Here is a 23,578-nt window from a genome sequence, read left to right as displayed (position 1 = left end):
CAGGGCGCCCGCTCGCGGTCGGGCGCCCTGCCGGTGTGACTGCCGCGGGTGGCAGTGAGGTGGCTCAGAAGGCCGCTTCCGGCAGCTCCATCAGCTCCAGGTCGGTGGCGGCCAGCACGCGCCGCTCGGCGGCCAGCCGGGGCAGCACGGTCTTGGCGAAGAACGAGGCGGCCGCGACCTTGCCCTGGTAGAACGCGTCCTCGCCGCCGCCCAGCTTGGCCAGCGCCACCTCGGACTGGCGCAGCAGCAGCCAGCCGATGATCAGGTCGCCGAGCGCGAGCAGGAGGCGGGTGGTGTTCAGGCCGACCTTGTAGACCTCCTGCGGCGTCTCCAGCGAGCCGAGCGCCCAGCCCGCCATGGTGTCGCCCATGGCCTTGACGTCGGCGGCGGCCTCGGTGAGCAGCTTGCGCTCCTCCTTGAGCCGGCCGTTGCCCGCCTCGGACGCGGCGAACTCGTTGATCTCGGCCAGCAGCGCGCCGATCGCGGCGCCCTGGTTGCGCAGGATCTTCCTGAAGAACAGGTCCTGGCCCTGGATCGCGGTGGTGCCCTCGTACAGGGAGTCGATCTTCGCGTCGCGGATGTACTGCTCGATCGGGTAGTCCTGGAGGTAGCCGGAGCCGCCCAGGGTCTGCAGGGAGCGGGAGAGCAGCTCGTACGACCGCTCCGACCCGACGCCCTTGACGATGGGCAGCAGCAGGTCGTTCATGGCGTGGGCGTGCCGGTCGTCCGGGTCCATGAGCAGGGTGTCCTGGAACGTGGCCGTGTAGAGCACCAGCGCGCGCATGCCCTCGGCGTAGGCCTTCTGCAGCATCAGCTCGCGCCGTACGTCGGGGTGGTGCGTCACGGTGACGCGCGGCGCCGTCTTGTCGGTCATCCTGGCCAGGTCGGCGCCCTGGACGCGGGACTTGGCGTACTCGAGGGCGTTCAGGTAGCCGGTGGAGAGCGTGGCGATGGCCTTGGTGCCGACCATCATCCGGGCGTGCTCGATCACCATGAACATCTGCTTGATGCCCTCGTGCACCTCGCCGACCAGCCAGCCGATCGCGGGGTGCTTGTCGCCGAAGGTCAGCTCGCAGGTCGTGGAGACCTTCAGGCCCATCTTCTTCTCGACGTTGGTGACGTAGACGCCGTTGCGCTCGCCGAGCTCGCCGGTCTCCAGGTCCACGTGGTACTTCGGCACCAGGAACATCGACAGGCCCTTGGTGCCGGGGCCGTGGCCCTCGGGGCGGGCCAGCACGAGGTGGAAGATGTTGTCCGACATGTCGTGCTCGGCGCTGGTGATGAAGCGCTTGACGCCCTCGATGTGCCAGGTCCCGTCGGGCTGGCGCACCGCCTTCGTCCGGCCGGCGCCCACGTCGGAGCCCGCGTCGGGCTCGGTGAGCACCATGGTGGCGCCCCAGTTGTGCTCGATCGCCAGCTCGGCGAAGCGCTTCTGCTCAGGGGTGCCCACCTTCCACAGCGTGTAGGCGAAGTTGGGGCCCGCCGCGTACATGTAGAGGGCGGGGTTGGCGCCCAGCACCATCTCGGCGGTGGCCCAGGCGAGGCTGCGCGGGATGCCGGGGCCGCCCAGGTCGGTGGGCAGGTCCAGGTGCGCCCAGCCGCCGTCGACCAGCGCCTTGTAGGACTTCTTGAAACCCTCGGGCACCTTCACGGTCGACGTGGCCGCGTCGAACACCGGCGGGTGCCTGTCACCCTCCTCGAAGGAGTCGGCGAGCACCCCGGTCGAGAGACGGTTCATCTCGTCCAGAACGCTGCGTGCGACGTCCTCGTCCACTTCCGCGAAGGGCCCGGTGCCGAGGATCTCGCCTCTCCCGAAGACCTCGAAGAGGTTGAATTCCAGGTCACGCACGTTGCTCTTGTAGTGGCCCATGGGCGTCGATCTCCTTGAACCGAGGCATTTCTACTGGTGAGTAACCTTACTCTGAAATGCTACCCGCGGGTAACCCGTCATATGCGTGGCATGCTCATCTCCATGGACGCCGCAGAACTCGCCGCCCGGTGGCGGGAACGCCTGGATTCCTGGGCGATTCCGGACGAGATCCTGGCCAAGGCCCCCTTGGATCCGTGGAGTCATTCGCCCGAGAGGTTCGGCACCCGTACCGACAGGGCGCTGGCAGAGCCGGACGACGGCCCGACCATGACCCGCCTGTCGGAGGCGCTGCCCGACAAGGGCACACTGCTCGACGTCGGCTCGGGCCCCGGCGCCGCCTCCCTGCCGCTGCACGAGCGCATCGGCCACCTCTACGCCGTCGACACCTCCACCTCCATGCTGGAAGGGCTGACGGCCAGGGCGGAGAAGCTGGGCGTGCCGGTGACGGCGGTCGAGGGCCGCTGGCCCGACGTCAGCGAGCAGGTGCCGGTGGCCGACGCGGCGGTGGCGGCGCACGTCGTCTACAACGTGCCCGACCTGGCCGACTTCCTGCTCGCGCTCGACTCCCGCACGCAGGGGCGGGTGGTGCTGGAGCTGCCGCACCGCCACCCGATGAGCTGGATGACGCCGCTGTGGCAGCACTTCCACGGCGTCGACCGGCCGGTGCGGCCCATCGCGGAGGACTGCGTGGCCCTCGCGGCGGCGCTGGGGTTCAACGTGCAGGTGGAGGAGAGGGAAGCCCCGCTGGAACGTTTCACGTCGCTGGACGAGCTGGCCGCCAGTGCGGTCCGCAGAGTGTGCCTGGACCCCTCGCGCGCGCAGGAGGTGGCGCGGACGGCGGTGGAGCTGGGCATGTGGCCGGTGCCCCGCGATCGCTGGGTCACGATCTGGTGGGAATGACGGGCCTGTCCCGCACGTTCACCTGAACGAGCGGACAGCTCCCGGACGAGACGCGCCGTACCCGGAACGCCAAGACGACGCACTCCAGTCAGTCTCGTCTTTCAGGGAGTGCTCGACATGGCGTGGATCGTCCTTGTGCTGGCCGGCCTCTTCGAGGTCACCATGGCCCTCTCGCTCAAACTCAGCAACGGCTTCTCACATCTGTGGTGGACGCTGTCGTTCCTGGTCACGGCCGTGCTCAGCTTCGGCCTGCTCTCGTACGCGCTCAAGTCGCTGGAGGTCGGCACCGCCTACGCCGTCTGGACCGGCGTCGGCGCGGCGGGCACCGCGCTGCTCGGCATGATCGCCATGGGTGACGAGGTGTCACCGGCGCGGCTCATCTCCATCGCCCTGATCCTGGCCGGCGTCATCGGCCTCAAGACACTGGCTTAACGGCTTAGGTGGTGTCTATTGTGTGAGGTGTGATCGAAATCCACGCCGTCACCATCGACGCCCACGACCCGTACGCCATCGCCAGCTGGTGGAGCCAGGCCACAGGACTGCCCCTGGGCGAAGGGGACAAACCCGGCGACGACGAGGTCATGCTCCGCACCCACCAGGACCCGTTCCTGCTGTTCATCCGCGTCCCCGAGGGCAAGACCGGCAAGAACCGGGTGCACCTCGACGTCAACGGCACCGAGGGCCGCACCCGCGACGAGGAGGTCGAGCGGCTCGTCGGGCTCGGCGCGACCGTCTACGACGATCTGCGCAAGCCCGACGGCTCCGGCTGGGTCACCATGCGCGACCCCGAGGGCAACGAGTTCTGCGTGTGCAGGAGTCAGGCGGAGCGGGAGGGTCAGTAGAGGTCACCGGGCGGATCGCGCTCGTCCCTTCATCGTGAGCGTCAGCACGCCGGCGATCAGGTAGACGAGCGCCCCGCTCCACAGCGCCCCGATGGCCGAGCCGAACACCCCGTTCCCGCCGAGCACCAGCTCCACCGGGTAGTCGAGCACGGCCACGATGCCGGCCGGCAGCAGCGCGAACTTGAACGGGTGCCTGAGCGACCAGTTCCGCGCCTGGCGGGTCACCCGGTCGCCCTGCTCCGGCTTGGACACCGCCCCGATCGCGGCGACCAGCGCGAACAGGCTGATGCCCAGGCTCACCGACCACGCCAGGTCGATGCCGGTGAGCAGCCCCACGCCCAGGCTCACACCGGTCGCGACGCCACCGCTGATGGCGGCGGCCTTCCAAGGGGCGCCGCGCAGGGCGGCGCCGGACAGCGATACTTCATCGCGTCGGCTGATTTCGTTGCTCATGCCTTCATGCTGCCTTTTGGCCTCCCCTGGAGGCATCGGGGTCCGACCCTGAGCTGTCCCTGGGAAACTGGCATGATTCGGGCATGCGGGAAATCGAGATCGTGCAGCTTGGTGCGGATGACGGTGAGCGGCTGCGGGAGGTGCGGCTGCGGGCGTTGCAAGCGGATCCGGACGCGTTCGGCTCCTCCTACGGCCGTGAGGTCGAGTTCCCGCCGCAGAAGTGGGCCGAGCGGCTGGCGGACCAGGAGTCGCGCTGGTGGGTCGCCACGCGTGACGGCGCCGACCTGGGGCTGGTGTGCGTCAGGCTGGAGGAGGACGCGGCGCACCTGCTGTCCATGTGGGTGGCGCCCGAGGCCAGGCAGGAGGGCGTCGGCTCGCGGCTGGTGGACGTGGCCGTGGAGTGGGCCAGGGGCACCGGGGCCGAGGAGATCGGGCTGTGGGCGGTGGACCGCAACCACGCCGCCAGGGCGCTCTACGCGCGCAAGGGCTTCACGCGCAGCGGCAAGGTGATGGCGCTGCCGTCCAACCCGTCGCTGATGGAGTCGCACTACGTGCTGTCGCTGATCTTCAGGCGGGCGCGCAGGGAGGACGTGCCGGCGATCGTGGCGATGCTGGCCGACGACCCCCTCGGCGCCCGGCGCGAGGGGGATCCGGGCGACGAGCGTTACCTGGCGGCGTTCGAGCGGATCGACGCCGACCCGTACGACGAGCTGATCGTGGCCGAGCAGGACGGCAAGGTGGTGGGCACGATGCAGCTCACCTACCTGGCGGGGCTGTCGCGGCTGGGCGCGGAGCGGTGCCAGATCGAGGCCGTCAGGGTCGCCGCCTCGACCAGGGGCCAGGGCCTGGGCCGCAGGATGATCTCGTGGGCGATCGGCAGGGCGCGGGCGCGCGGCTGCGCGATGGTGCAGCTCACCTCCGACAAGTCACGTACGGACGCGCACCGCTTCTACGACGGCCTCGGCTTCACGGCCTCCCACGTCGGCTACAAGCTCACGCTGGACTGATCTCCACGAAGTTGTCGTGGAAGCCGGGCCCCCTGCCCATGTCGGCGTCCCGCTCGGCCACGACGGCGTTCGGGTTGCTGCCGCCGGGGCTGAGCTTGGGCCAGCGGCCCTTGGGCGTGGCCACCACCCCGGCCGCCACCCGGTCGCTGATCTCCACGTCCGCCAGGAACTCGCCGCCGTCGTTGTGCACGCGCACCCGCCGGCCGTCCTCCAGCCCGCGCGCCGCCGCGTCGGCCGGGTTGACCAGCACCGTCGGCTCCTTGGCGCGCCGCCGCAGCTCGGGGTTGTTGCCGAAGGTGGTGTTGAGGAACGTGTGCGAGGCGGGCGTGACCAGCGTCAGCGGGTAGGGCGAGGCGCCGGCGGCGGAGGCCGTGTACGACGGCACGTACGCCTTCCCCGCCGGCGGGAAGCGCAGCCGCCCGGAAGGCGTCGGGAAGCCCTCGGCGAACGGCGTGAAGGGCCGCGGATAGTTCATCCGCACCCAGCCCTCCTTGCGCAGCCTGTCCAGCGTGATGCCCTCCAGCGACGGATGCCCGCTCGTCAGCAGCTGCTCGGCCAGCTCCAGGTCCGAGTCGTACAGCGACGGCTCGGTCATCCCCATGTGCGCGGCCAGCCTGCGGAACGTCTCCGTCGTGGACAGGCACTCGCCCGGCGGCTGCACGGCCTGCTCGTTCCACAGCAGGTACATGTGCCCGTACCCGGCGTGCAGGTCGTGGTGCTCGGTCTGCATGGTCGCGGGCAGCACGATGTCGGCGTAGTCCACGGTGTCGGTCGGAAAGTGCTCCATGACGACCGTGAACAGGTCCTCGCGCGCGAGCTGCCGCCTGATGGCGCCCGAATCGGGGGAGGAGCCGACCGGGTTGGCCGCGTACACCCAGAAGCACTTGACCGACTCCAGCTGCGAGGCCGCCTTCGTCATGGTCAGCGTGCGCACGGGCGCGGCGAGCAGGTCGTCGCGGCGGTCCACGTTCAGGTGCACGTGGTCGCTGGTGGAGAAGGCGATGCCGCCGCCGGGGTGGCGCCAGTCGCCGGTGACGCCGGGGATGGCGGAGATCACCCGCAGCGCGGCGCCGCCGCCCGCGTGCCGCTGCAGGCCGTGCGTGGCGCGCAGCGCGGTGGGGCGGGTGTGCGCGAGCCTCATCCCCAGCCTGTGGACGGCCTCGGCGGGGATCCCGGTGATCTCGGCCACCCGCTCGACCGGGTAGCGCAGGATCTCCTCGCGGAAGCCGGCCCAGCCCTCGGTGTGCTCGGCCAGGAACTCCTCGTCCTGGGCGTTCTCCGACAGCACGACGTTGAGCAGGCCCAGCGCCAGCGCCCCGTCGGTGCCCGGCCTGATCGCCAGGTGCTCGTCCGCCTGGTCGGCCGTCCTGGTGCGGATGGGGTCGATGGCCACGACGTGGGCGCCGTTCGCCCGCGCGTCCTGGATGAACTTCCACAGGTGGTGGCCGCTGGTCAGCGTGTTCGTGCCCCAGAGCAGGATCAGCTTGGACAGCGCGAAGTTCTCCGGGTCCATGCCGGCGGCGGTGCCGAGCGTGCGGCGCAGCCCGGCGTTGCCCGCCGCCGAGCAGATGTTGAGCCAGTGCCTGGAGGCGCCCAGCAGGTTCCAGAACCGGCGGCCCGCCACGCCCTCGCAGCCCTGGAGGTAGCCGAGCGTGCCGGTGCCCAGGTAGGGCCAGATGGCCTCGCCGCCGTGCTCCTCGACGATGCCGCGCAGCCGTACGGAGATCTCGTCGAGCGCCTCTTCCCAGGTGATCCGCTCGAACTGCCCCGAGCCCTTCGGCCCGGTACGGCGCAGCGGGTGGAGGATGCGGTCCTCGGCCCGGGTGTGTTCGAGGTAACGGTTGACCTTCACGCACAGCGCGCCCCGGGTGTAGGGCTGGTCGGGGTTGCCGCGCATCTTGACGGCCCGGCCGTTCTCGACGGTCACCACCCAGGAGCAGGTATCCGGGCAGTCCAGCGGACACGCCCCCAAAACTCTCAACTCACCCGACATGGGACACAGCCTACGTCCCCCCGCCACCACGAATTCGGAGGTGAACAGGGGGAAGTGCAGCGTGTAGCCTGCCCCGTGCGACACTGCGGGGACGATTGAGCACACTGGAAGTCAGAGATCGTATGGTCCGGCACGGGAAGGTGCGGAATCGCTGTCGGTGGCCGATATCAGGGAACGAGATGACACGGAGGGCCTCGCGGAAGGGGAGCCGGCCGTGGCCGAGTCGCGCGCAGACAACAGCGCGGAAAGCACGCCGAACGACGTCTACGTCGTAGAGCCGCTGCTGCCCCATCGCCTGCGCCGTCCCTCCGACCTGCTGCGCTTCTTCGCCACGCTCATCGTGCTGGGCGCGGTCATCCTGCTCGCCCTGGTCGCCAAGCAGACGCTCATCGGCCTGGAGGCCGACGTCAAGGAGGGCGCGGAGCTCGTGCCCCTGCTGAGCAGGATCGCCGCCTTCCTCGGCGGCGCCGCCGTGCTCATCGTGCCGACCGCCTTCGCCGTCGAGCGCGTCTTCCACCGCGACGGCCTGCGCGTCGCCGAGGGGCTGATCGCCGCCATCGTCGGCATGGCCGGATCGTTCCTGCTCGGGCAGTGGCTCGTGGCCGGCAACGTCGACGACCTGCGCGTGCTGCTCACCGGCGACCGCACCATCGAGCCGCTCAACACGCTGCTCACCTCCGTCATCGCCTACTCCACCGCCGTCCGCATCTCCCGCCGCCCCACCTGGCGGATGCTGATGTGGACGACCATCGCGCTCTACATCCTGGCCCTCTTCTCCGGCCGCCAGATCACCATCCCCAGCGCCATCGTCACCGTCCTGGTGGGCATGGCCATCGGCTACGCCACCCTGTACGGCGTCGGCAGCCCCAACACCCGGCCCCCGGGCAACGCCGTGGTCGCGGCCCTGCGCAAGCTCTCGTTCGCGCCCGTCTCGGCCCGCCGCGTCGAGGACGACCACCAGGGCAGCCGCCGCTACGCCATCGGCCTGAAGGACGGCTCCAGCCTCGACGTCACCGTGCTCGACCGCGACCGGCAGGTGGCCGGCCTGCCGTACCGGCTGTGGCGGCGCATCAGGCTCAACTCCGAGACCAGGCGGCGCGCCATCAGATCGCTGCGGGCCGAGCTCGAACGCGAGGCCCTCATGGCGTACGCGGCCCAGGCGGCCGGCGCCAGCACCCCGCGCCTGCTCGGCACCAGCGAGATCGGCACCGAGGCCGCGCTGCTCGCCTACGAGCACATCGAGACGCGCCCCCTGGACGAGGTGCCCGACGCCGAGATCGACGACGAGCTGCTCGCCCAGATCTGGGAGCAGGTCGAGCTGCTGCAGATCCAGCGCCTGGCGCACCGGCGCCTCACCGGCGACAGCATCCACCTCGACGGCGCCGGCCGCGTCGTGCTCACCGACGCGCGCAGCGGCGAGGTCGCCGCCGGAGACCTGCTCCTGCGGCTCGACGTCGCCCAGCTCCTCACCTACCTGGCGCTGCGTGTCGGCCCCGAACGCTCGGTCCGCGCCGCCGCCGACGTCATGGGCCCCGACGCGCTGGCCGCCGCCATGCCGCTGCTCCAGCAGATCGCGCTCACCAGGGAGACCCGCTCGGCCCTGGCCAAGGCCAAGAACGTGCTGCCGGGCATCCGCGAGCACATCGTGGCGCTCAAGCCGCAGAGCAAGGTCGAGGAGGTCCGCCTCGAACGCTTCCGCCCCCGCACCCTGATCACGATCATCGCCAGCACGCTGGCCGCCTACATCGTGCTCTACCAGCTCAGCCAGGTGGACGTCTACCACGTGATCACCACGGCCAACTGGGCCTGGTCGGGGCTGGCGCTGGTGGCCTCGTTCGCCAGCTACGTGGCCGCCGCGCTGATGCTGCGCGGCTTCGTACCGGAGCGGCTGCCGCTCTGGCGCACGGTGCTGGCGCAGTTCGCGGGGTCGTTCGTCAAGCTCGTCGCGCCCGCCGCCGTGGGCGGCGTCGCGATCAACACCCGCTACCTGCAAAAACGCGGGATCCATCCGGCCAGCGCGGTCGCCAGCGTCGGCGCCTCACAGCTCATCATGCTGGTCTTCCACATCCTGCTGCTGGCGCTGTTCGCCTACATCACCGGCTCGACCACGCCCACCTCGTTCACCCCGTCGCGCACGCTGGTCCTCGTGCTGCTCGGGGTCGCGGTGCTGGTCGTCGCCGTGCTCGGCGTGCCGCCGCTGCGCAGGCTGGTCACCGCGCGGCTGCGCAAGCTCTTCTCGAACGTGCTGCCGCGCCTGCTCGACGTGCTCCAGTCGCCCCGCAAGATGGTCGAGGCGTGCGCCGGGACACTCTCGATCACGCTCATGTTCATCGTCTGCCTCGACGCCTGCGTGGCCGCGTTCGGCGGCACGCTCAGCTTCACCGCCGTCGCCGTCGTCTTCCTCACGGCCAACGCGATCGGCTCCGCCGCGCCCACACCCGGTGGTCTGGGCGCGGTCGAAGTCGCACTCGTGGGCGGCCTGACGGTCGCCGGCGTGCTGCCCGAGGTGGCCACCTCGGCCGTGCTGCTGTACCGGCTGCTCACGTTCTGGCTGCCGGTACTGCCGGGCTGGGCCGCCTTCACCTACCTCCAGCGGAACGAAGACCTGTGATCTTGTCGATGGCGGCGAGCTCGTCCTCCGTGAAGGCGGGGCCGTCCACGCACGCCACGTTGTCCTCAAGCTGCTTGACGCTGCTCGCGCCGATCAGCACGCTCGTCACCCGCGGATCCCGCATCGCCCACGACAGCGCCAGCTGAGCCAGGCTCTGCCCCCTCGTCCTGGCGATCTCGTTGAGGTCGCGCGCCAGGTCCCGGTCGATCCGGTCGGCGCTCAGGAACCGGCTGGTCGCCGCCCGCGAGTCGTCCGGCACCCCCTCCAGGTACCGGTCGGTCAGCAGCCCCTGCGCCAGCGGCGAGAACACGATGCAGCCCATCCCCGCCTCCTCCAGCGTGTCCAGCAGCCCGTCCTCGATCCAACGGTTGATCATCGAGTAGGACGGCTGGTGGATGAGTAGCGGCGTGCCCAGCTCCCGCATGATCCGCGCGGCCTGCGCGGTCTGCTCGGGCGAGTAGTTGGAGACGCCCGCGTACAGCGCCTTGCCGGAGCGCACCGCCCGGTCCAGCGCGCCCATCGTCTCCTCCAGCGGCGTCTCCGGGTCGGGACGGTGGCTGTAGAAGATGTCCACGTACTCCAGGCCCATGCGCCGCAGCGACTGGTCGAGGCTGGACAGGACGTACTTGCGCGAGCCCCACTCGCCGTACGGGCCGGGCCACATGTCGTACCCGGCCTTGGTGGAGATGATCAGCTCGTCCCGGTACGCGGCGAAGTCCTCGCGCAGGATCCGGCCGAAGTTCCGCTCCGCCGAGCCGTACGGCACGCCGTAGTTGTTGGCCAGGTCGAAGTGCGTCACGCCCAGGTCGAAGGCGCGGCGCAGGATCGCCCGCGAGTTCTCGATCGGCCGGTTGTCACCGAAGTTGTGCCACAGGCCCAGCGAGACCGCCGGCAGCTTCAGCCCGCCGCGCCCGCTGCGGTTGTACGGCTGGCGCTCGTAGCGCCGCTCGTCGGCCCGGTAGGTCATGACGTGCCCCTCTCGATGATCCACGACAGCGCGAACGCCTCTTCCCGCCACGCGTCGTAACGCCCGCTGCGGCCACCGTGCCCGGCACCCATCTCCGTCTTGAGCAGGAACGGCCCGCCCCGCGCCGTGGCACGCAGCCGCGCGATCCACTTCGCCGGCTCGTGGTACAGCACGCGCGTGTCGTTCAGGCTCGTGATCGCCAGGATCGGCGGGTACGGCCTGCCGTCCACGTTCTCGTAGGGCGAGTACCCCTTCATGTACGCGTACACCTCGGGATCGTGCAGCGGGTCGCCCCACTCGTCCCACTCGATCACGGTCAGCGGCAGCGACGGGTCGAGGATGGTGTTCAGCGCGTCCACGAACGGCACCTCGGCCACCACGCCCGCGAACTCCTCCGGCGCCAGGTTCGTCACCGCGCCCATCAGCAGGCCGCCCGCGGAGCCGCCCCTGGCGATGATCCGCTCGCTCCAGCCCGACGCCTTCAGGTGCCTGGCGGCGGCCACGAAGTCGGTGAACGTGTTGCGCTTCCTGGTCAGCTTGCCGTCCTCGTACCAGCGGCGGCCCATCTCGCCGCCGCCCCGCACGTGCGCGACCGCGAAGACGAAGCCCCGGTCGAGCAGCGACAGCCGCGGCACGGAGAAGCCGGGGTCGATGGAGGTCTCGTAGCTGCCGTACCCGTACAGCACCGTCGGCGCCGGCTTCTGGGAGTCCTTGCGCTTGACGATCGACACGGGGATCTTCGTGCCGTCCTCGGCCGTGGCCCACTCGCGGAACTGCTCGTAGTCGGCCGGGTCGTAGCCGCCGAGCACCGGGCGCCGCTTGAGCAGGATCAGCTCGTGGGAGTCGAGCTCGTAGTCGTACACGCTGGGCGGGGTGACCATGCTCGTGTACGCCAGCCGCAGCCGCGTGGTGGTGAACTCGGGGTTGCCGGCGGGGCCGACGTCGTACAGGGGCTCGGGGAAGTCGATCTCGTAGGCGTTCCGCTCGGCCGCCTCCACCCGCTCGCGCCAGGTGGCGCCCGCGCCGCCGTACGGCAGCACGCGCAGGCCGGTCAGGCCGTCGCGGCGGAAGTGCAGCACCGCGTGGTCGGAGAACGCGTCGATCTCCAGGAGCCTGGTGTCCTCGCGATGGGCGATCAGCGGCGTCCACGCGGCGGGGTCGTCGAGAGGGGCGGTGGCCAGCTCGAAGTTCTCGGCGTTCTCGTTGTGGAGCACGTAGAAGAAGTCGCCGGCGTGCTCGACGCCGTACTCGACGCCGGTCTTCCTGGGGCGGACGACCTGGAACTCGCCGGCGGGGTCACTGGCGTCGAGGATGCGCACCTCGCTGGTGATCTTGCTGCCCGCGCCCAGCACGAGGTACTTCTCGCTGCGGGTCAGCCCGATGCCCACCCAGTAGCGCTCGTCGCTCTCCTCGTAGACCAGCACGTCCTCCTGGGTGCCCAGGGTGTGCCGGTAGACCTGGTACGGGCGCCAGGCGTCGTCCACGCGCGTGTAGAAGAACGTCGAGCCGTCGGCCGACCAGGCGCCCCCGTAGAAGATGTCGGTGATCTCGTCGGGGAGCAGCTCGCCGGTCTCCAGGTTCTTGAACCTCAGCGTGAAGCGCTCGTCGCCCTTGTAGTCGGTCGAGAACGCCAGCATCGTGCCGTCGGGGGAGACCGAGCTGGCGCCGACCGAGAAGAAGTCGCTGTCGCCGGCGAGCTGGTTGCCGTCGAGGATCACCTGCTCGTGGTCGAGCACCTCGCCCGGGGTGATCTTCGGGGGCGCGTCGCTGTCGGCGGGGACGCGGCAGGAGACGGCGTACTGCTTGCCCTCCTCCGTGCGGCTGAAGTACCACCACCGGCCCTTGCGGCTCGGGACGGACAGGTCGGTCTCCTGCGTGCGGCCCTTGATCTCCTGGAACACCTGCTCCTGCAGGTCGGCCAGGTGGGTGGTGTGCTGCTTGAGAAAGTCGTTCTCCGCCTCCAGATAAGCGGTCGTGTCGGGATCTTCCTTGTTGCTCAGCCAGGCGTACTCGTCGATGACGGTGTCGCCGTGATGGGTGCGCTCCGTGGGGATCTTCTTCGCCACTGGCGGCGTGTTGCTGCTCACGTGGGGAGTCTATGTTCGGTCGTGATCGTTCTGTTGCCGGAGAAGCGAGCGAACCGTCCCGAGCTGTCGAGAGGCGCTGCTAATCTTTAAGAGCCGACGCGGTGCGGCGCAACCCTCCTCCTTCACTCCGGTGACTTTGGTGTGTTGTGTCACGCTTGTCGGCAATCCCTTGTGGCGCGCCGGTTTCGGTGATCGATTCGCAGATCGGTCGAAGGGCTGGTAAGTTAGAGGGGTTGTCTCCGAAAGGGGGCATGGGTTAATTCCCGCAGGTCGAGCAAGTCCGGTCAATTTGACAGGAACTTGAACGGCTGAAAGAATTAAGACCACAACGACGAAATGAACGCCTCCGAGCGGGGGCCGCGAGAGCGGGCCTGGTGAGGAAGTACGCGTCCGTTTCTTGAGAACTCAACAGTGTGTTAAAAGCCAGTGCATGATTTTCATGCAACACCTCGTCAAGACATGATTCTTGATGGATTTTGCTCGGATGAATAATCCAGACATTGTTTGGAGAGTTTGATCCTGGCTCAGGACGAACGCTGGCGGCGTGCTTAACACATGCAAGTCGAGCGGAAAGGCCCTTCGGGGTACTCGAGCGGCGAACGGGTGAGTAACACGTGAGCAACCTGCCCCTGACTCTGGGATAAGCCCGGGAAACTGGGTCTAATACCGGATACGACCGCCTCCGGCATCGGGTGGTGGTGGAAAGTTTTTCGGTCGGGGATGGGCTCGCGGCCTATCAGCTTGTTGGTGGGGTAGTGGCCTACCAAGGCGACGACGGGTAGCCGGCCTGAGAGGGCGACCGGCCACACTGGGACTGAGACACGGCCCAGACTCCTACGGGAGGCAGCAGTGGGGAATATTGCGCAATGGGCGGAAGCCTGACGCAGCGACGCCGCGTGGGGGATGACGGCCTTCGGGTTGTAAACCTCTTTCAGCAGGGACGAAGTTGACGTGTACCTGCAGAAGAAGCGCCGGCTAACTACGTGCCAGCAGCCGCGGTAATACGTAGGGCGCAAGCGTTGTCCGGAATTATTGGGCGTAAAGAGCTCGTAGGTGGCTGGTCGCGTCTGCCGTGAAAGCCCGCAGCTTAACTGCGGGTCTGCGGTGGATACGGGCCGGCTAGAGGTAGGTAGGGGCAAGTGGAATTCCTGGTGTAGCGGTGAAATGCGCAGATATCAGGAGGAACACCGGTGGCGAAGGCGGCTTGCTGGGCCTTACCTGACGCTGAGGAGCGAAAGCGTGGGGAGCGAACAGGATTAGATACCCTGGTAGTCCACGCTGTAAACGTTGGGCGCTAGGTGTGGGGATCTTCCACGATCTCCGTGCCGGAGCTAACGCATTAAGCGCCCCGCCTGGGGAGTACGGCCGCAAGGCTAAAACTCAAAGGAATTGACGGGGGCCCGCACAAGCGGCGGAGCATGTTGCTTAATTCGACGCAACGCGAAGAACCTTACCAAGGTTTGACATCACCCGGAAAGCTCTGGAGACAGAGCCCTCTTCGGACTGGGTGACAGGTGGTGCATGGCTGTCGTCAGCTCGTGTCGTGAGATGTTGGGTTAAGTCCCGCAACGAGCGCAACCCTTGCTCCATGTTGCCAGCAGGCGCTTCGGCGTGCTGGGGACTCATGGGGGACTGCCGGGGTCAACTCGGAGGAAGGTGGGGATGACGTCAAGTCATCATGCCCCTTATGTCTTGGGCTGCAAACATGCTACAATGGCCGGTACAGAGGGTTGCGATACCGTGAGGTGGAGCGAATCCCTAAAAGCCGGTCTCAGTTCGGATTGGGGTCTGCAACTCGACCCCATGAAGTCGGAGTCGCTAGTAATCGCAGATCAGCAATGCTGCGGTGAATACGTTCCCGGGCCTTGTACACACCGCCCGTCACGTCACGAAAGTCGGCAACACCCGAAGCCCGTGGCCCAACCCGTAAGGGGGGGAGCGGTCGAAGGTGGGGCTGGCGATTGGGACGAAGTCGTAACAAGGTAGCCGTACCGGAAGGTGCGGCTGGATCACCTCCTTTCTAAGGAGCACTCTCACCTATCACCGCCGAATGTGTGGTGGGGTGACAGCTCACTAGTGGAGCACTGGCTACTCAACCGGCAGGCATCGCCGGGCCGCTAGTACCGCCTCGTAAGGGGAGTGGGAACGGGGTCGTCTGGGGGTGCCGGCTGGTTGGACACACTGTTGGGTCCTGAGGAAACGGGCGACCGGTTCTTCTGGGACAGGACCACTCAAGCAATCCTTGCGGGTTGTGGCGGTGGTTTGCTGTTTGTTGTTTGAGATTTGCATAGTGGACGCGAGCATCTTTGTGGCCAAGTTTTTTAGGGCACACGGTGGATGCCTTGGCATCAGGAGCCGATGAAGGACGTGGGAGGCTGCGTTAAGCCTCGGGGAGTCGCCAACCAGACGTTGATCCGGGGATGTCCGAATGGGGAAACCTAGCACCAGTCATGTGGTGTTGCCTCCGCCTGAATGTATAGGGCGGTTGGTGGTAACGCGGGGAAGTGAAACATCTCAGTACCCGTAGGAAGAGAAAACAACAGTGATTCCGTGAGTAGTGGTGAGCGAAAGCGGATGAGGCTAAACCGGGCGTGTGTGATAGCCGGCAGGCGTTGCATGTCCGGGGTCGTGGGACCTTCTTGAAGTGGCTGCCGCTGCTTCGAGCAGTGATAAATCCTTCCGATAGTTGAAGCCTCTGGGAAGGGGCGCCGTAGACCGTGAGAGCCGGGTAGGCGAAATCGGATGGACTGCTGGAGGGGATCCCAAGTAGCACGGGGCTCGAGGAATCCTGTGTGAATCTGCCAGGACCACCTGGTAAGCCTAAATACTCCCTGATGACCGATAGTGCACGAGTACCGTGAGGGAAAGGTGAAAAGTGCCCCGGTGAGGGGTCGTGAAATAGTACCTGAAACCGTGTGCCTACAAGCCGTAGGAGCTTAGCTGATTTTCGGATCGGCTGTGATGTGACTGCGTGCCTTTTGAAGAATGAGCCTGCGAGTTATGGTGTGTGGCGAGGTTAACCCGTGTGGGGGAGCCGTAGCGAAAGCGAGTCTGAAGAGGGCGTTTGAGTCGCATGCTGTAGACCCGAAGCGGAGTGATCTACGCATGGGCAGGTTGAAGCTCAGGTAAGACTGGGTGGAGGACCGAACCCACCAGGGTTGAAAACCTGGGGGATGATCTGTGTGTAGGGGTGAAAGGCCAATCAAACTCCGTGATAGCTGGTTCTCCCCGAAATGCATTTAGGTGCAGCGTCGCGTGTTTCTTGCCGGAGGTAGAGCACTGGATGGCCGATGGGCCCGACAAGGTTACTGACGTCAGCCAAACTCCGAATGCCGGTAAGTGAGAGCGTGGCAGTGAGACTGCGGGCGATAAGGTTCGTAGTCGAGAGGGAAACAGCCCAGATCACCGACTAAGGCCCCTAAGCGTGTGCTAAGTGGGAAAGGATGTGGAGTCGCAGAGACAACCAGGAGGTTGGCTTAGAAGCAGCCACCCTTGAAAGAGTGCGTAATAGCTCACTGGTCAAGTGATTCTGCGCCGACAATGTAGCGGGGCTCAAGTACACCGCCGAAGTCGTGGCATTGACTCCCATGTGGAGTTGATGGGTAGGGGAGCGTCGTGCAGCCGGTGAAGCAGCAGAGTGATCTAGTTGTGGAGGCTGTGCGAGTGAGAATGCAGGCATGAGTAGCGAATCGAGGGTGAGAAACCCTCGCGCCGGATGACCAAGGGTTCCTGGGCCAGGCTAATCCGCCCAGGGTAAGTCGGGACCTAAGGCGAGGCCGACAGGCGTAGTCGATGGACAACGGGTTGATATTCCCGTACCCGCTTCAATGCGCCCATACTGAACCCCTTGATACTAAGAGTCCTTAACTCGCCTAAAGCCTTCGGGCTTGGGGTCAGAGTGAACGCTCGGCCTGATTGGGTAGTAGGTAAGCGATGGGGTGACGCAGGAAGGTAGTCCAGCCCAGGCGATGGTTGTCCTGGGGTAAGCATGTAGGGCGGAACGTAGGCAAATCCGCGTTCCTTATGCCTGAGATGTGATGCCGAGCCGATTGTGGTGAAGTGGATGATCCTATGCTGCCGAGAAAAGCCTCTAGTGAGTGTTGTGGCGGCCCGTACCCTAAACCGACTCAGGTGGTCAGGTAGAGAATACTAAGGCGATCGGGTGAACTGTGGTTAAGGAACTCGGCAAATTGCCCCCGTAACTTCGGGAGAAGGGGGACCTCTGCTGGTGATGAGTCTTGCACTCGGAGCTGGTGGGGGTCGCAGTGGCCAGGGGGAAGCGACTGTTTACTAAAAACACAGGTCCGTGCGAAGTCGTAAGACGATGTATACGGACTGACGCCTGCCCGGTGCCGGAACGTTAAGGGGACCGCTTAGCTCAGCTTGCTGGGCGAAGGTGAGAACTTAAGCGCCGGTAAACGGCGGTGGTAACTATAACCATCCTAAGGTAGCGAAATTCCTTGTCGGGTAAGTTCCGACCTGCACGAATGGCGTAACGACTTCCCCGCTGTCTCAACCGCAGACCCGGCGAAATTGCACTACGAGTAAAGATGCTCGTTACGCGCAGCAGGACGGAAAGACCCCGGGACCTTCACTACAGCTTGACATTGGCGTTTGGAGCGTCTTGTGTAGGATAGGTGGGAGACTGGGAAGCTCGGACGCTAGTTCGGGTGGAGTCATTGGTGAAATACCACTCTGGTCGTTTTGAACGTCTAACTCTGGTCCGTGATCCGGATCGGGGACAGTGTCTGGTGGGTAGTTTAACTGGGGCGGTTGCCTCCTAAAGGGTAACGGAGGCGCCCAAAGGTTCCCTCAGCCTGGTTGGCAATCAGGTGTCGAGTGTAAGTGCACAAGGGAGCTTGACTGTGAGACTGACGGGTCGAGCAGGAGCGAAAGCTGGGACTAGTGATCCGGCATCGGCGTGTGGAAGCGGTGTCGCTCAACGGCTAAAAGGTACCCCGGGGATAACAGGCTGATCTTCCCCAAGAGTCCATATCGACGGGATGGTTTGGCACCTCGATGTCGGCTCGTCGCATCCTGGGGCTGGAGTAGGTCCCAAGGGTTGGGCTGTTCGCCCATTAAAGCGGTACGCGAGCTGGGTTTAGAACGTCGCGAGACAGTTCGGTCCCTATCCGCTGCGCGCGCAGGAGACTTGAAAGGGGCTGTCCCTAGTACGAGAGGACCGGGACGGACGAACCTCTGGTGTGCCAGTTGTACCGCCAGGTGCACGGCTGGTTGGCTACGTTCGGAAGGGATAACCGCTGAAAGCATCTAAGCGGGAAGCTCGCCTTGAGATGAGGTCTCCCACCACGAGAGTGGGTAAGGCTCCCGGTAGACGACCGGGTTGATAGGCCGGAGGTGGAAGCACGGTAACGTGTGGAGCTGACCGGTACTAATAGGCCGAGGACTTGACCACAAAGCTTCTTGCTCGCGTCCACTAGGCAATTCTGAGACAGCAACCAGTGCTGTTTCGCAGGGTTACGGCGGTTATGGCGGGAAGGAAACACCCGGTTACATTCCGAACCCGGAAGTTAAGCTTCCCTGCGCCGATGGTACTGCACTCGGGAGGGTGTGGGAGAGTAGGTCACCGCCGGACAATCGTTTGGAGAGGCCCCGATGCTGAGCGTCGGGGCCTCTTCGCTTTTCCAGGGGTCCCGGCGTCGATGCGCAAGGGCCTTCGTTTCAGAATCTCGGTGTGGCTGCGCCGGATGTGTCTTCGGTTCCAGGCCTCGGCGTCGGTGCGTCGGGGCCTTCGTGTTTTCTCAGGAGGCCTCCGTGTTTTCTCTTCGTATCGTCCTGCTTGGGTGGGGCTCTCTGAGTGCCGTGATACTCGTTCCCACGGCGATCAACTGGGCGACCGGTGGTTCGATGCCGGAGGACTTGGAGCCGTATCGAGGGTGGGTGTGGCCGGCGGTGGCCGTGCTGGGCGTCACCCCGGTGGTGCTGTTCGCGGTGGAGCAACTTCGTGTCGGCGAGCACGCTCTCTTCGGCCAGGGCGTGGTCTTACCCGGTGACCGTGATGCGGCGTTGCGGAATATTCGCACGGTGGTGCGGCGTAAGCTCGACCAGCGAATGGCCAATGTGACGCAAGTCGGCTCGGAGCTGGGCAATCGCCTCGGGGATGGTGGAGCCGCCGCGTACGTGGCGGCCGGTTCGGGGCACGGTCGAACGGGAGCCTGTTCCGGGCACGGGCATCGCGGAAGCCTTCGACCAGGCGGACCGGGCCATGCTGGTGCTCGGCCTTCCCGGCAGCGGGAAGACGACTCTGCTGCTCCGACTGGCGGACGAACTACTGGATCGGGCAGAAGCGGATGCGGATGCGCCCCTTCCCCTCTTTCTCGAGCTTGCCGACTGGGTGCGCAGCAACAGGCAGCACGGCCCGTTTCGGATCAGGGAGGCGATGAACCTCCAGGATATCGGGGAGTGGGCGGTCCAGGCGGCGGAGCGCGCGTACGCCGTCGGCGCGGGCATCGTGGGTGTGTGGCTGGCAGAACGTCGGCTGGTGCTGCTGTTCGACGGCCTCGATGAGGTTCCGGAGAGCATGCGAGCGGAATGCGTGCGGCTGCTCAACGAGTTGCTGCTTCGCTGTCCTCGGCTGGCGTTGGTCGTGAGCAGCCGTTCCAGGAGTATGTGCACCTCCGCCGGAGACTTCGGCTGGTCAACGCGGTGAAGATCCATCCCCTTACGAAAAAGCAGGTTCTGGGCCATCTCGAGGACGCCGACCTGACGGACGGGGTTGCGGGCAGCGGTACGTGCCGACGGCGAGTTGCTGGAGCTGCTGAATACGCCCCTGTGGCTGTACGTCGCCTCTCTGGCGCCGGAGGCGAGCGTTCCGGAGAGCGGCGGCCGGCCGTGGGGCTGCTACCTCGCGGTTGCTCGATGCGTACGTCGAGCACGCACTCGATCGGCTGCGTGTCGAGGGGCGCCGATACACGCGAACACGCGCCAAGCGGTGGCTCGCGGAGATCGCTTATGGACCTACGCGGTACGGCTTCGTCTCGATGCCGATGCCGTGGTGGCAGGAGTGGGGCGGGCTGCCCACGGGACTGCTCGCGCACTCATCATGGGAGTCGGCCAGTCCGCCACCATGGTGCTCACGGCCACCGTGTGCTGGCTGGTCGCCGATCTTGCGGGTCGGCCTATGGGGTGGCTGCCGCCGGGGTGTTCGCCGTCATGGCGGCCAGGGAGCTGGCCGGGCTCAGGCCAAGTGCCGTTGGAAGGGCAACCAGCGAGGAACACCTCCGATCGTGGATCCTGGGGCTCGCCCTTCTCCTGGTTTCCACGCCGTTCGTCTTCGTCTGGGAATTGGCGTTGGCGGGAGCGCTGGAAGGGCAGGGCTGGGCACTGTTCGCCGTCCTTGGTGCGTTCAATGGGACGGACGCCGTGCGCGCCATCGTCAGGGGCTGGAGAAGGCGTGGGGAGGGGGACGGCAGGTGGGGCTTGTCGAGGCCCTGGCGAACCAGTCCGTTGTCGTGCTCGGCTCTGTGGCCGCGCCCGTTGTCGTGTATGTCATGGGGCCGATCGGAGAGTGGCAGCCGCCACCACGATCGTTGTCCTGATGCTGGTCGGCTCGTCAACGAGAAGCTCCATCGGCTTCACCCCATGGGAGCTGGTGGTGGCGATCCTGGTGATCTCCACGACCTCTTGGGCGGCGACTCTTTCCGGCATGGGTCTGATCGGGCGACTGCAGTGGCTGATGGCGGCGCTCGATCGGCTGCCTTGGCGGAGTCGCCGCTTCCTGAAGACCATGGTGGCCTGCGGCCTCATGCTGAGGGACGGGCGTACCTACCGCTACCCTCATCTGATCTTCCAGCAACACTTCACAGCCATGGCCGAGAAGGAGCGCAGGCTACCGTAGAGCCGGGTCTAGACATGCAATGTGCCGGACAGGACGGTGACGGCTCGGCCGGCGAGGTGGACCCGGTCGCCGGCGTGCGTCACGTGGACGAGGCCGCCCCGGGCCGAGAGCTGCGCGCCCACCAGCGAAGGCCGGCCGAACCTGGCCGACCAGTACGGTGCCAGGGCGCAGTGGGCCGAGCCTGTCACCGGGTCCTCCGGCACGCCGACCCTGGGGGCGAAGAAGCGGGAGACGAAGTCGGTTTCGGTGCCGGGTGCTGTGACGATGATTCCTCTTGCGTCAACTGTGTTTAGAGCGGTGATGTCTGGGGTAAGGCGGATTACCGCTTCCTCTGACTCCACCTCTACTACCAGGTCGAGCTGGCTTTTGCCGACCCGTACCAGGGGGACGCCGAGGGCTTTCTCCAGGCCGGGGGAGCCTCTGCGGGGGTCACCTCCATGGCGGGGAAATCCATTGTGATCATGCCGTCGGTACGCCGATTCACCGTGAGCGTTCCGCTGGCCGTGGTGAATTCGAGCGGCCCGTCCCCCACCCCCGTCGAATAGAGGACGTGTGCGGTCGCCAGCGTGGCATGACCACACAGCGTGACCTCCACGGCCGGGGTGAACCAGCGGAGCGAATCCCCCAGCAGGAAGGCGGTCTCGGAGAGGTTCATCTCTGTGGCTACGCTCTGCATCCATTGCGCAGTAACCGGAGTGTCCAACAGGCAGACAGCCGCGGGATTACCCTGGAAAGCTGAGTCGGTGAAGGCGTCGACCACGAAGAGGCGCATGTGGCTGATGGTATACGGGGGTCGGATATCCAGCTGCAAGCAGGCTGCAAGCCGTACAAAATGGAATTAGGGCTGGGCGTGTCGCGTGGCGAATGCGGAATCGTCGGTTACCGTCCAATGTGTAGGGACGTGCCGATTACGGTGAGTTCCTGAGGAAAGGACAAGCCGATGGGGGCAGTGCGCAAGGTGGTGAGCTACCTTGGCCTGAGCGGGGTCGATCACTACGACGAGGGCTATGACGACGACGAGCAGTACGAGGACGAGTACGTCCCGGCCACCGAGCGGGCCGCCAGGCGGTGGCGCGCGAACGTGGACTCGTCGCGGATCGTGATGGTCCAGCCGCTCAAGTACAACGACGCACCGTTGATCGGCCAGCACTTCCGAGACGGTCAGACGGTGATCATGGACGTGACGGGCATGTCGATGCCCGAGGCGACGCGGATGGTGGACTTCGCCGCCGGGCTGGCCTTCGGATGCGAGGGGCGGATCGAGCGCATCGCCGAGCGTGTCTTCCTCCTTGCGCCGGCACACGTGGAGATTGAGACCACCTGAGTCCGTAACTACGAGCTGAGTATGGGGAACCTGCCTGAGATCGGGCGGGTTCCTCGTCATGTACGGCCCAGGGGCGCCATGGTGGCCTGTTGCAGGCCGGGCTGCCCGGTGCCCGACGCCCGGTGCCCGACGCCCGGTGCCCGACGCCCGGTGCCCGACGCCCGGTGCTGTGGCGGCTGGTGACGTCTTGGCGGGCGCCGGTGGTGGGCGGAGTGGTGCAGGCACGGCTGTGAGGCGCGGGTGGCACGCACTAAGCGGGCGGGGCGCTGGGCGCGGCAGTGAGCGGCTCTTGTGGGTCAGTGGGCGGCTCTGGGGCCGCGGCGGATGAGGCGGGTCAGTTCGGCCGCGTCGTCGGTCGCCTGCTTGGCGCGGTCCTCGGCCTCGCGGGCGTACGCGTGCAGCGCCCACACCGCCCCCTCGGCCAGCTCCTTCAGCTCGTTCACCTGCCCGGCGACGTATCGAGCGTCGGCCTCGACGAGTTTGCGGCGCTGCCAGAGCTGCCAGCCGGCCAGGCCGATCATGGCGACGGCCGCCGCGGCGAGGAGGTGGGGGCCGAGGGCGGCGCCGGCGAGGCAGGCGACGCCCACGACGATGAGCACGAGGGCGGCCCAGGGGCGGCCGCGCGGGATCATGCCCTCCGTGACGATCGACTCCTCGGCGGCGGCCAGGGAGACCTGGTCCGGCCCCTCCGGGCGCAGGTGGATGTGGTGGCCGAGGAGCGGGACGGTGAGTGTGTCGGGAGGTTCGAGGCGGCTGTCGGCCTCCAGCTCCTCCGCGACGCCGCGCAGGATCGGCGCCGCGACGTGCAGGGCGATCGCGGCGAGGTGCGGGTCGGCGCCGGGGCGCAGGTCGTCGAGCAGGTACGAGGTGAGCGAGGCCATCGGCCCGGCCGGGCCGCCCTGGCCGATGAGCTGGCGCAGGACGGCGAGGGGCTCGTCCTCGGCCCAGGTGGCGGCCGGGATGGCGGGGCTGTTGTCGAGCGGGGCGGGGGAGTCGTGCTCGGACTGCCGCGCCGAGGTGATCTCCGCGCACCGCCCGCGCAGCCTGACGAGCCGGGCGGCGGCCACGGCGGGCCTGGCCAGCTCGGGGATCTCGGCCATCTCCGGGAAGTCGGCCAGTGACGGCGGCACGACGACCGCCGGCTCGCCGGGCACCAGCGCCTGCACCCACTGCTGCGGGTCGGCGTGCTCCTGGACGGCCAGGGCGTCGAGCTTGCGCAGCACGAAGATCTTGCCGGCGGGCCCGTAGGCGCCCCGGGCGGCGGCCAGCCAGAGCGAGCGCTGGCCGTGGGAGACCGGGTGGTCGAGCGACAGCTCGCCGAAGGCGGTGCCCAGCCAGGAGGCGTGGATGCGGCTGCCCTGCCCCGACACCGCCAGCGCCAGGCAGAGGAAGAGCGCGGTCTGTTGCTGGTCGCGCCCGGCGGCCCGGCTCAGCGGCTCCAGCGGGTCGTCACCGGCGAGGATGGCGACCAGCGCTTCGAGCGCGGGGGGCAGCCAGTAGCCCGGGACGTCGCGAAAGCTCGGTGCGGCCGGCGGCGCGGTGCCCTTGGCGGCGAGGTGCGCCAGCAGCGCCTCGGCGTAGCGATGCAGTTCGGTCGCTGCTGGGGGGCTCGCAGTCAGGTCCGTGCTCAAGGCAGAGAACTCCCCATTTCGGCCTCAGTTCATGA

The 23,578-nt window shown here is 67.0% G+C and carries 14 protein-coding genes, 3 rRNA genes, 2 pseudogenes and 1 riboswitch; of the genes and pseudogenes, 12 read left to right on the top strand and 7 right to left on the bottom strand.

The features are described from left to right. Positions 1-64: 64 nt before the first annotated feature. Positions 65-1,870 carry an acyl-CoA dehydrogenase gene (locus tag LCN96_RS52790; protein ID WP_225269925.1) on the bottom strand — a complete coding sequence of 602 codons (1,806 nt, stop codon included), beginning with the start codon at positions 1,868-1,870 and terminating at the stop codon, positions 65-67. 102 nt (positions 1,871-1,972) lie between these two features. On the opposite strand from LCN96_RS52790, the gene LCN96_RS52785 reads away from it, so the two are divergent. The 3 genes from LCN96_RS52785 to LCN96_RS52775 all read left to right on the top strand — a co-directional run bounded on the left by LCN96_RS52785 (position 1,973) and on the right by LCN96_RS52775 (position 3,612). Further along, positions 1,973-2,770: a class I SAM-dependent methyltransferase gene (locus tag LCN96_RS52785; protein ID WP_225269924.1), complete on the top strand. Its 798-nt coding sequence runs from the start codon at positions 1,973-1,975 to the stop codon at positions 2,768-2,770. A gap of 25 nt (positions 2,771-2,795) precedes the next feature. Then, positions 2,796-2,854, top strand: a riboswitch (guanidine-III (ykkC-III) riboswitch). 33 nt (positions 2,855-2,887) lie between these two features. Further along, positions 2,888-3,202: a DMT family transporter gene (locus tag LCN96_RS52780; RefSeq protein WP_225269923.1), complete on the top strand. Its 315-nt coding sequence runs from the start codon at positions 2,888-2,890 to the stop codon at positions 3,200-3,202. Between the two features lie 29 nt (positions 3,203-3,231). Beyond that, complete coding sequence (locus LCN96_RS52775; protein ID WP_225269922.1) at positions 3,232-3,612, top strand: VOC family protein; 381 nt, start codon at positions 3,232-3,234, stop codon at positions 3,610-3,612. 3 nt (positions 3,613-3,615) lie between these two features. Here the strand turns inward: LCN96_RS52775 and LCN96_RS52770 are convergent, their stop codons facing one another. Beyond that, positions 3,616-4,065 (bottom strand): hypothetical protein, encoded by a 450-nt coding sequence (locus tag LCN96_RS52770; RefSeq protein ID WP_225269921.1) that lies wholly within the window; start codon positions 4,063-4,065, stop codon positions 3,616-3,618. An 83-nt stretch (positions 4,066-4,148) separates the two neighbouring features. Here LCN96_RS52770 and LCN96_RS52765 point away from each other — a divergent pair. Both LCN96_RS52765 and LCN96_RS52760 read left to right on the top strand, forming a co-directional pair. Further along, positions 4,149-4,559, top strand: a pseudogene (locus tag LCN96_RS52765) (GNAT family N-acetyltransferase); the annotation flags it as partial. A 42-nt stretch (positions 4,560-4,601) separates the two neighbouring features. Beyond that, positions 4,602-5,072 carry a GNAT family N-acetyltransferase gene (locus LCN96_RS52760; RefSeq protein ID WP_225276256.1) on the top strand — a complete coding sequence of 157 codons (471 nt, stop codon included), beginning with the start codon at positions 4,602-4,604 and terminating at the stop codon, positions 5,070-5,072. On the opposite strand, the gene LCN96_RS52755 is transcribed toward LCN96_RS52760, so the two are convergent. Continuing rightward, complete coding sequence (locus LCN96_RS52755) at positions 5,059-7,065, bottom strand: molybdopterin-containing oxidoreductase family protein (protein WP_225269920.1); 2,007 nt, start codon at positions 7,063-7,065, stop codon at positions 5,059-5,061. The two genes, LCN96_RS52760 and LCN96_RS52755, sit on opposite strands and share 14 nt — an antisense overlap. A 214-nt stretch (positions 7,066-7,279) precedes the next feature. Here LCN96_RS52755 and LCN96_RS52750 point away from each other — a divergent pair, with 214 nt between their 5' ends. Then, positions 7,280-9,676, top strand: a complete 2,397-nt coding sequence (locus tag LCN96_RS52750; protein ID WP_225269919.1) for a lysylphosphatidylglycerol synthase transmembrane domain-containing protein — start codon at positions 7,280-7,282, stop codon at positions 9,674-9,676. On the opposite strand, the gene mgrA is transcribed toward LCN96_RS52750, so the two are convergent. Next, positions 9,645-10,643, bottom strand: coding sequence for an L-glyceraldehyde 3-phosphate reductase (gene mgrA, locus LCN96_RS52745; protein WP_225269918.1), 999 nt, complete (start codon positions 10,641-10,643; stop codon positions 9,645-9,647). The genes LCN96_RS52750 and mgrA overlap by 32 nt on opposite strands. Then, the gene (locus tag LCN96_RS52740; RefSeq protein ID WP_225269917.1) at positions 10,640-12,730 is read right to left on the bottom strand and encodes a S9 family peptidase; all 2,091 of its coding nucleotides are present in this window, start codon (positions 12,728-12,730) and stop codon (positions 10,640-10,642) included. Before LCN96_RS52740 ends, mgrA begins: the two co-directional genes overlap by 4 nt. Before the next feature lie 501 nt (positions 12,731-13,231). Here LCN96_RS52740 and LCN96_RS52735 point away from each other — a divergent pair. From LCN96_RS52735 to LCN96_RS52715, 5 genes are all read left to right on the top strand, one after another. Continuing rightward, a 16S ribosomal RNA gene (locus LCN96_RS52735) occupies positions 13,232-14,750 on the top strand. Positions 14,751-15,040: 290 nt separating this feature from the next. Beyond that, positions 15,041-18,146 (top strand): 23S ribosomal RNA (locus LCN96_RS52730). Between the two features lie 63 nt (positions 18,147-18,209). After that, positions 18,210-18,326, top strand: a 5S ribosomal RNA gene (gene rrf / locus LCN96_RS52725). The 16S, 23S and 5S rRNA genes sit together here, the layout of an rRNA operon. Positions 18,327-18,851: 525 nt before the next feature. Beyond that, positions 18,852-19,400 (top strand): NACHT domain-containing protein, encoded by a 549-nt coding sequence (locus LCN96_RS52720; RefSeq protein WP_225269916.1) that lies wholly within the window; start codon positions 18,852-18,854, stop codon positions 19,398-19,400. 858 nt (positions 19,401-20,258) lie between these two features. Continuing rightward, positions 20,259-20,588 carry a hypothetical protein gene (locus tag LCN96_RS52715; protein WP_225269915.1) on the top strand — a complete coding sequence of 110 codons (330 nt, stop codon included), beginning with the start codon at positions 20,259-20,261 and terminating at the stop codon, positions 20,586-20,588. An 8-nt stretch (positions 20,589-20,596) separates the two neighbouring features. Here LCN96_RS52715 and LCN96_RS57600 read toward each other — a convergent pair. Then, a pseudogene (locus LCN96_RS57600) lies at positions 20,597-21,360 on the bottom strand (PhzF family phenazine biosynthesis protein). A gap of 168 nt (positions 21,361-21,528) precedes the next feature. On the opposite strand from LCN96_RS57600, the gene LCN96_RS52705 reads away from it, so the two are divergent. Beyond that, the gene (locus LCN96_RS52705; RefSeq protein ID WP_080044678.1) at positions 21,529-21,912 is read left to right on the top strand and encodes a cell division protein SepF; all 384 of its coding nucleotides are present in this window, start codon (positions 21,529-21,531) and stop codon (positions 21,910-21,912) included. Positions 21,913-22,208: 296 nt separating this feature from the next. Here the strand turns inward: LCN96_RS52705 and LCN96_RS52700 are convergent, their stop codons facing one another. Continuing rightward, positions 22,209-23,543, bottom strand: a complete 1,335-nt coding sequence (locus tag LCN96_RS52700; RefSeq protein ID WP_225269914.1) for a hypothetical protein — start codon at positions 23,541-23,543, stop codon at positions 22,209-22,211. Positions 23,544-23,578: the final 35 nt, after the last annotated feature.

The organism is Nonomuraea gerenzanensis (genome assembly GCF_020215645.1).
Classification (GTDB): domain Bacteria; phylum Actinomycetota; class Actinomycetes; order Streptosporangiales; family Streptosporangiaceae; genus Nonomuraea; species Nonomuraea gerenzanensis.
This window is presented reverse-complemented; position numbering and strand designations above follow the sequence as displayed.

Coding starts and splice junctions, on each gene's coding strand:
- LCN96_RS52755 (WP_225269920.1), bottom strand. CDS start 7,065: ATGTCGGGTGAGTTGAGAGTTTTGGGGGCGTGTCCGCTGGACTGCCCG.
- LCN96_RS52705 (WP_080044678.1), top strand. CDS start 21,529: ATGGGGGCAGTGCGCAAGGTGGTGAGCTACCTTGGCCTGAGCGGGGTC.
- LCN96_RS52760 (WP_225276256.1), top strand. CDS start 4,602: ATGGAGTCGCACTACGTGCTGTCGCTGATCTTCAGGCGGGCGCGCAGG.
- LCN96_RS52720 (WP_225269916.1), top strand. CDS start 18,852: ATGGTGGAGCCGCCGCGTACGTGGCGGCCGGTTCGGGGCACGGTCGAA.
- LCN96_RS52780 (WP_225269923.1), top strand. CDS start 2,888: ATGGCGTGGATCGTCCTTGTGCTGGCCGGCCTCTTCGAGGTCACCATG.
- mgrA (WP_225269918.1), bottom strand. CDS start 10,643: ATGACCTACCGGGCCGACGAGCGGCGCTACGAGCGCCAGCCGTACAAC.
- LCN96_RS52770 (WP_225269921.1), bottom strand. CDS start 4,065: ATGAGCAACGAAATCAGCCGACGCGATGAAGTATCGCTGTCCGGCGCC.
- LCN96_RS52785 (WP_225269924.1), top strand. CDS start 1,973: ATGGACGCCGCAGAACTCGCCGCCCGGTGGCGGGAACGCCTGGATTCC.
- LCN96_RS52790 (WP_225269925.1), bottom strand. CDS start 1,870: ATGGGCCACTACAAGAGCAACGTGCGTGACCTGGAATTCAACCTCTTC.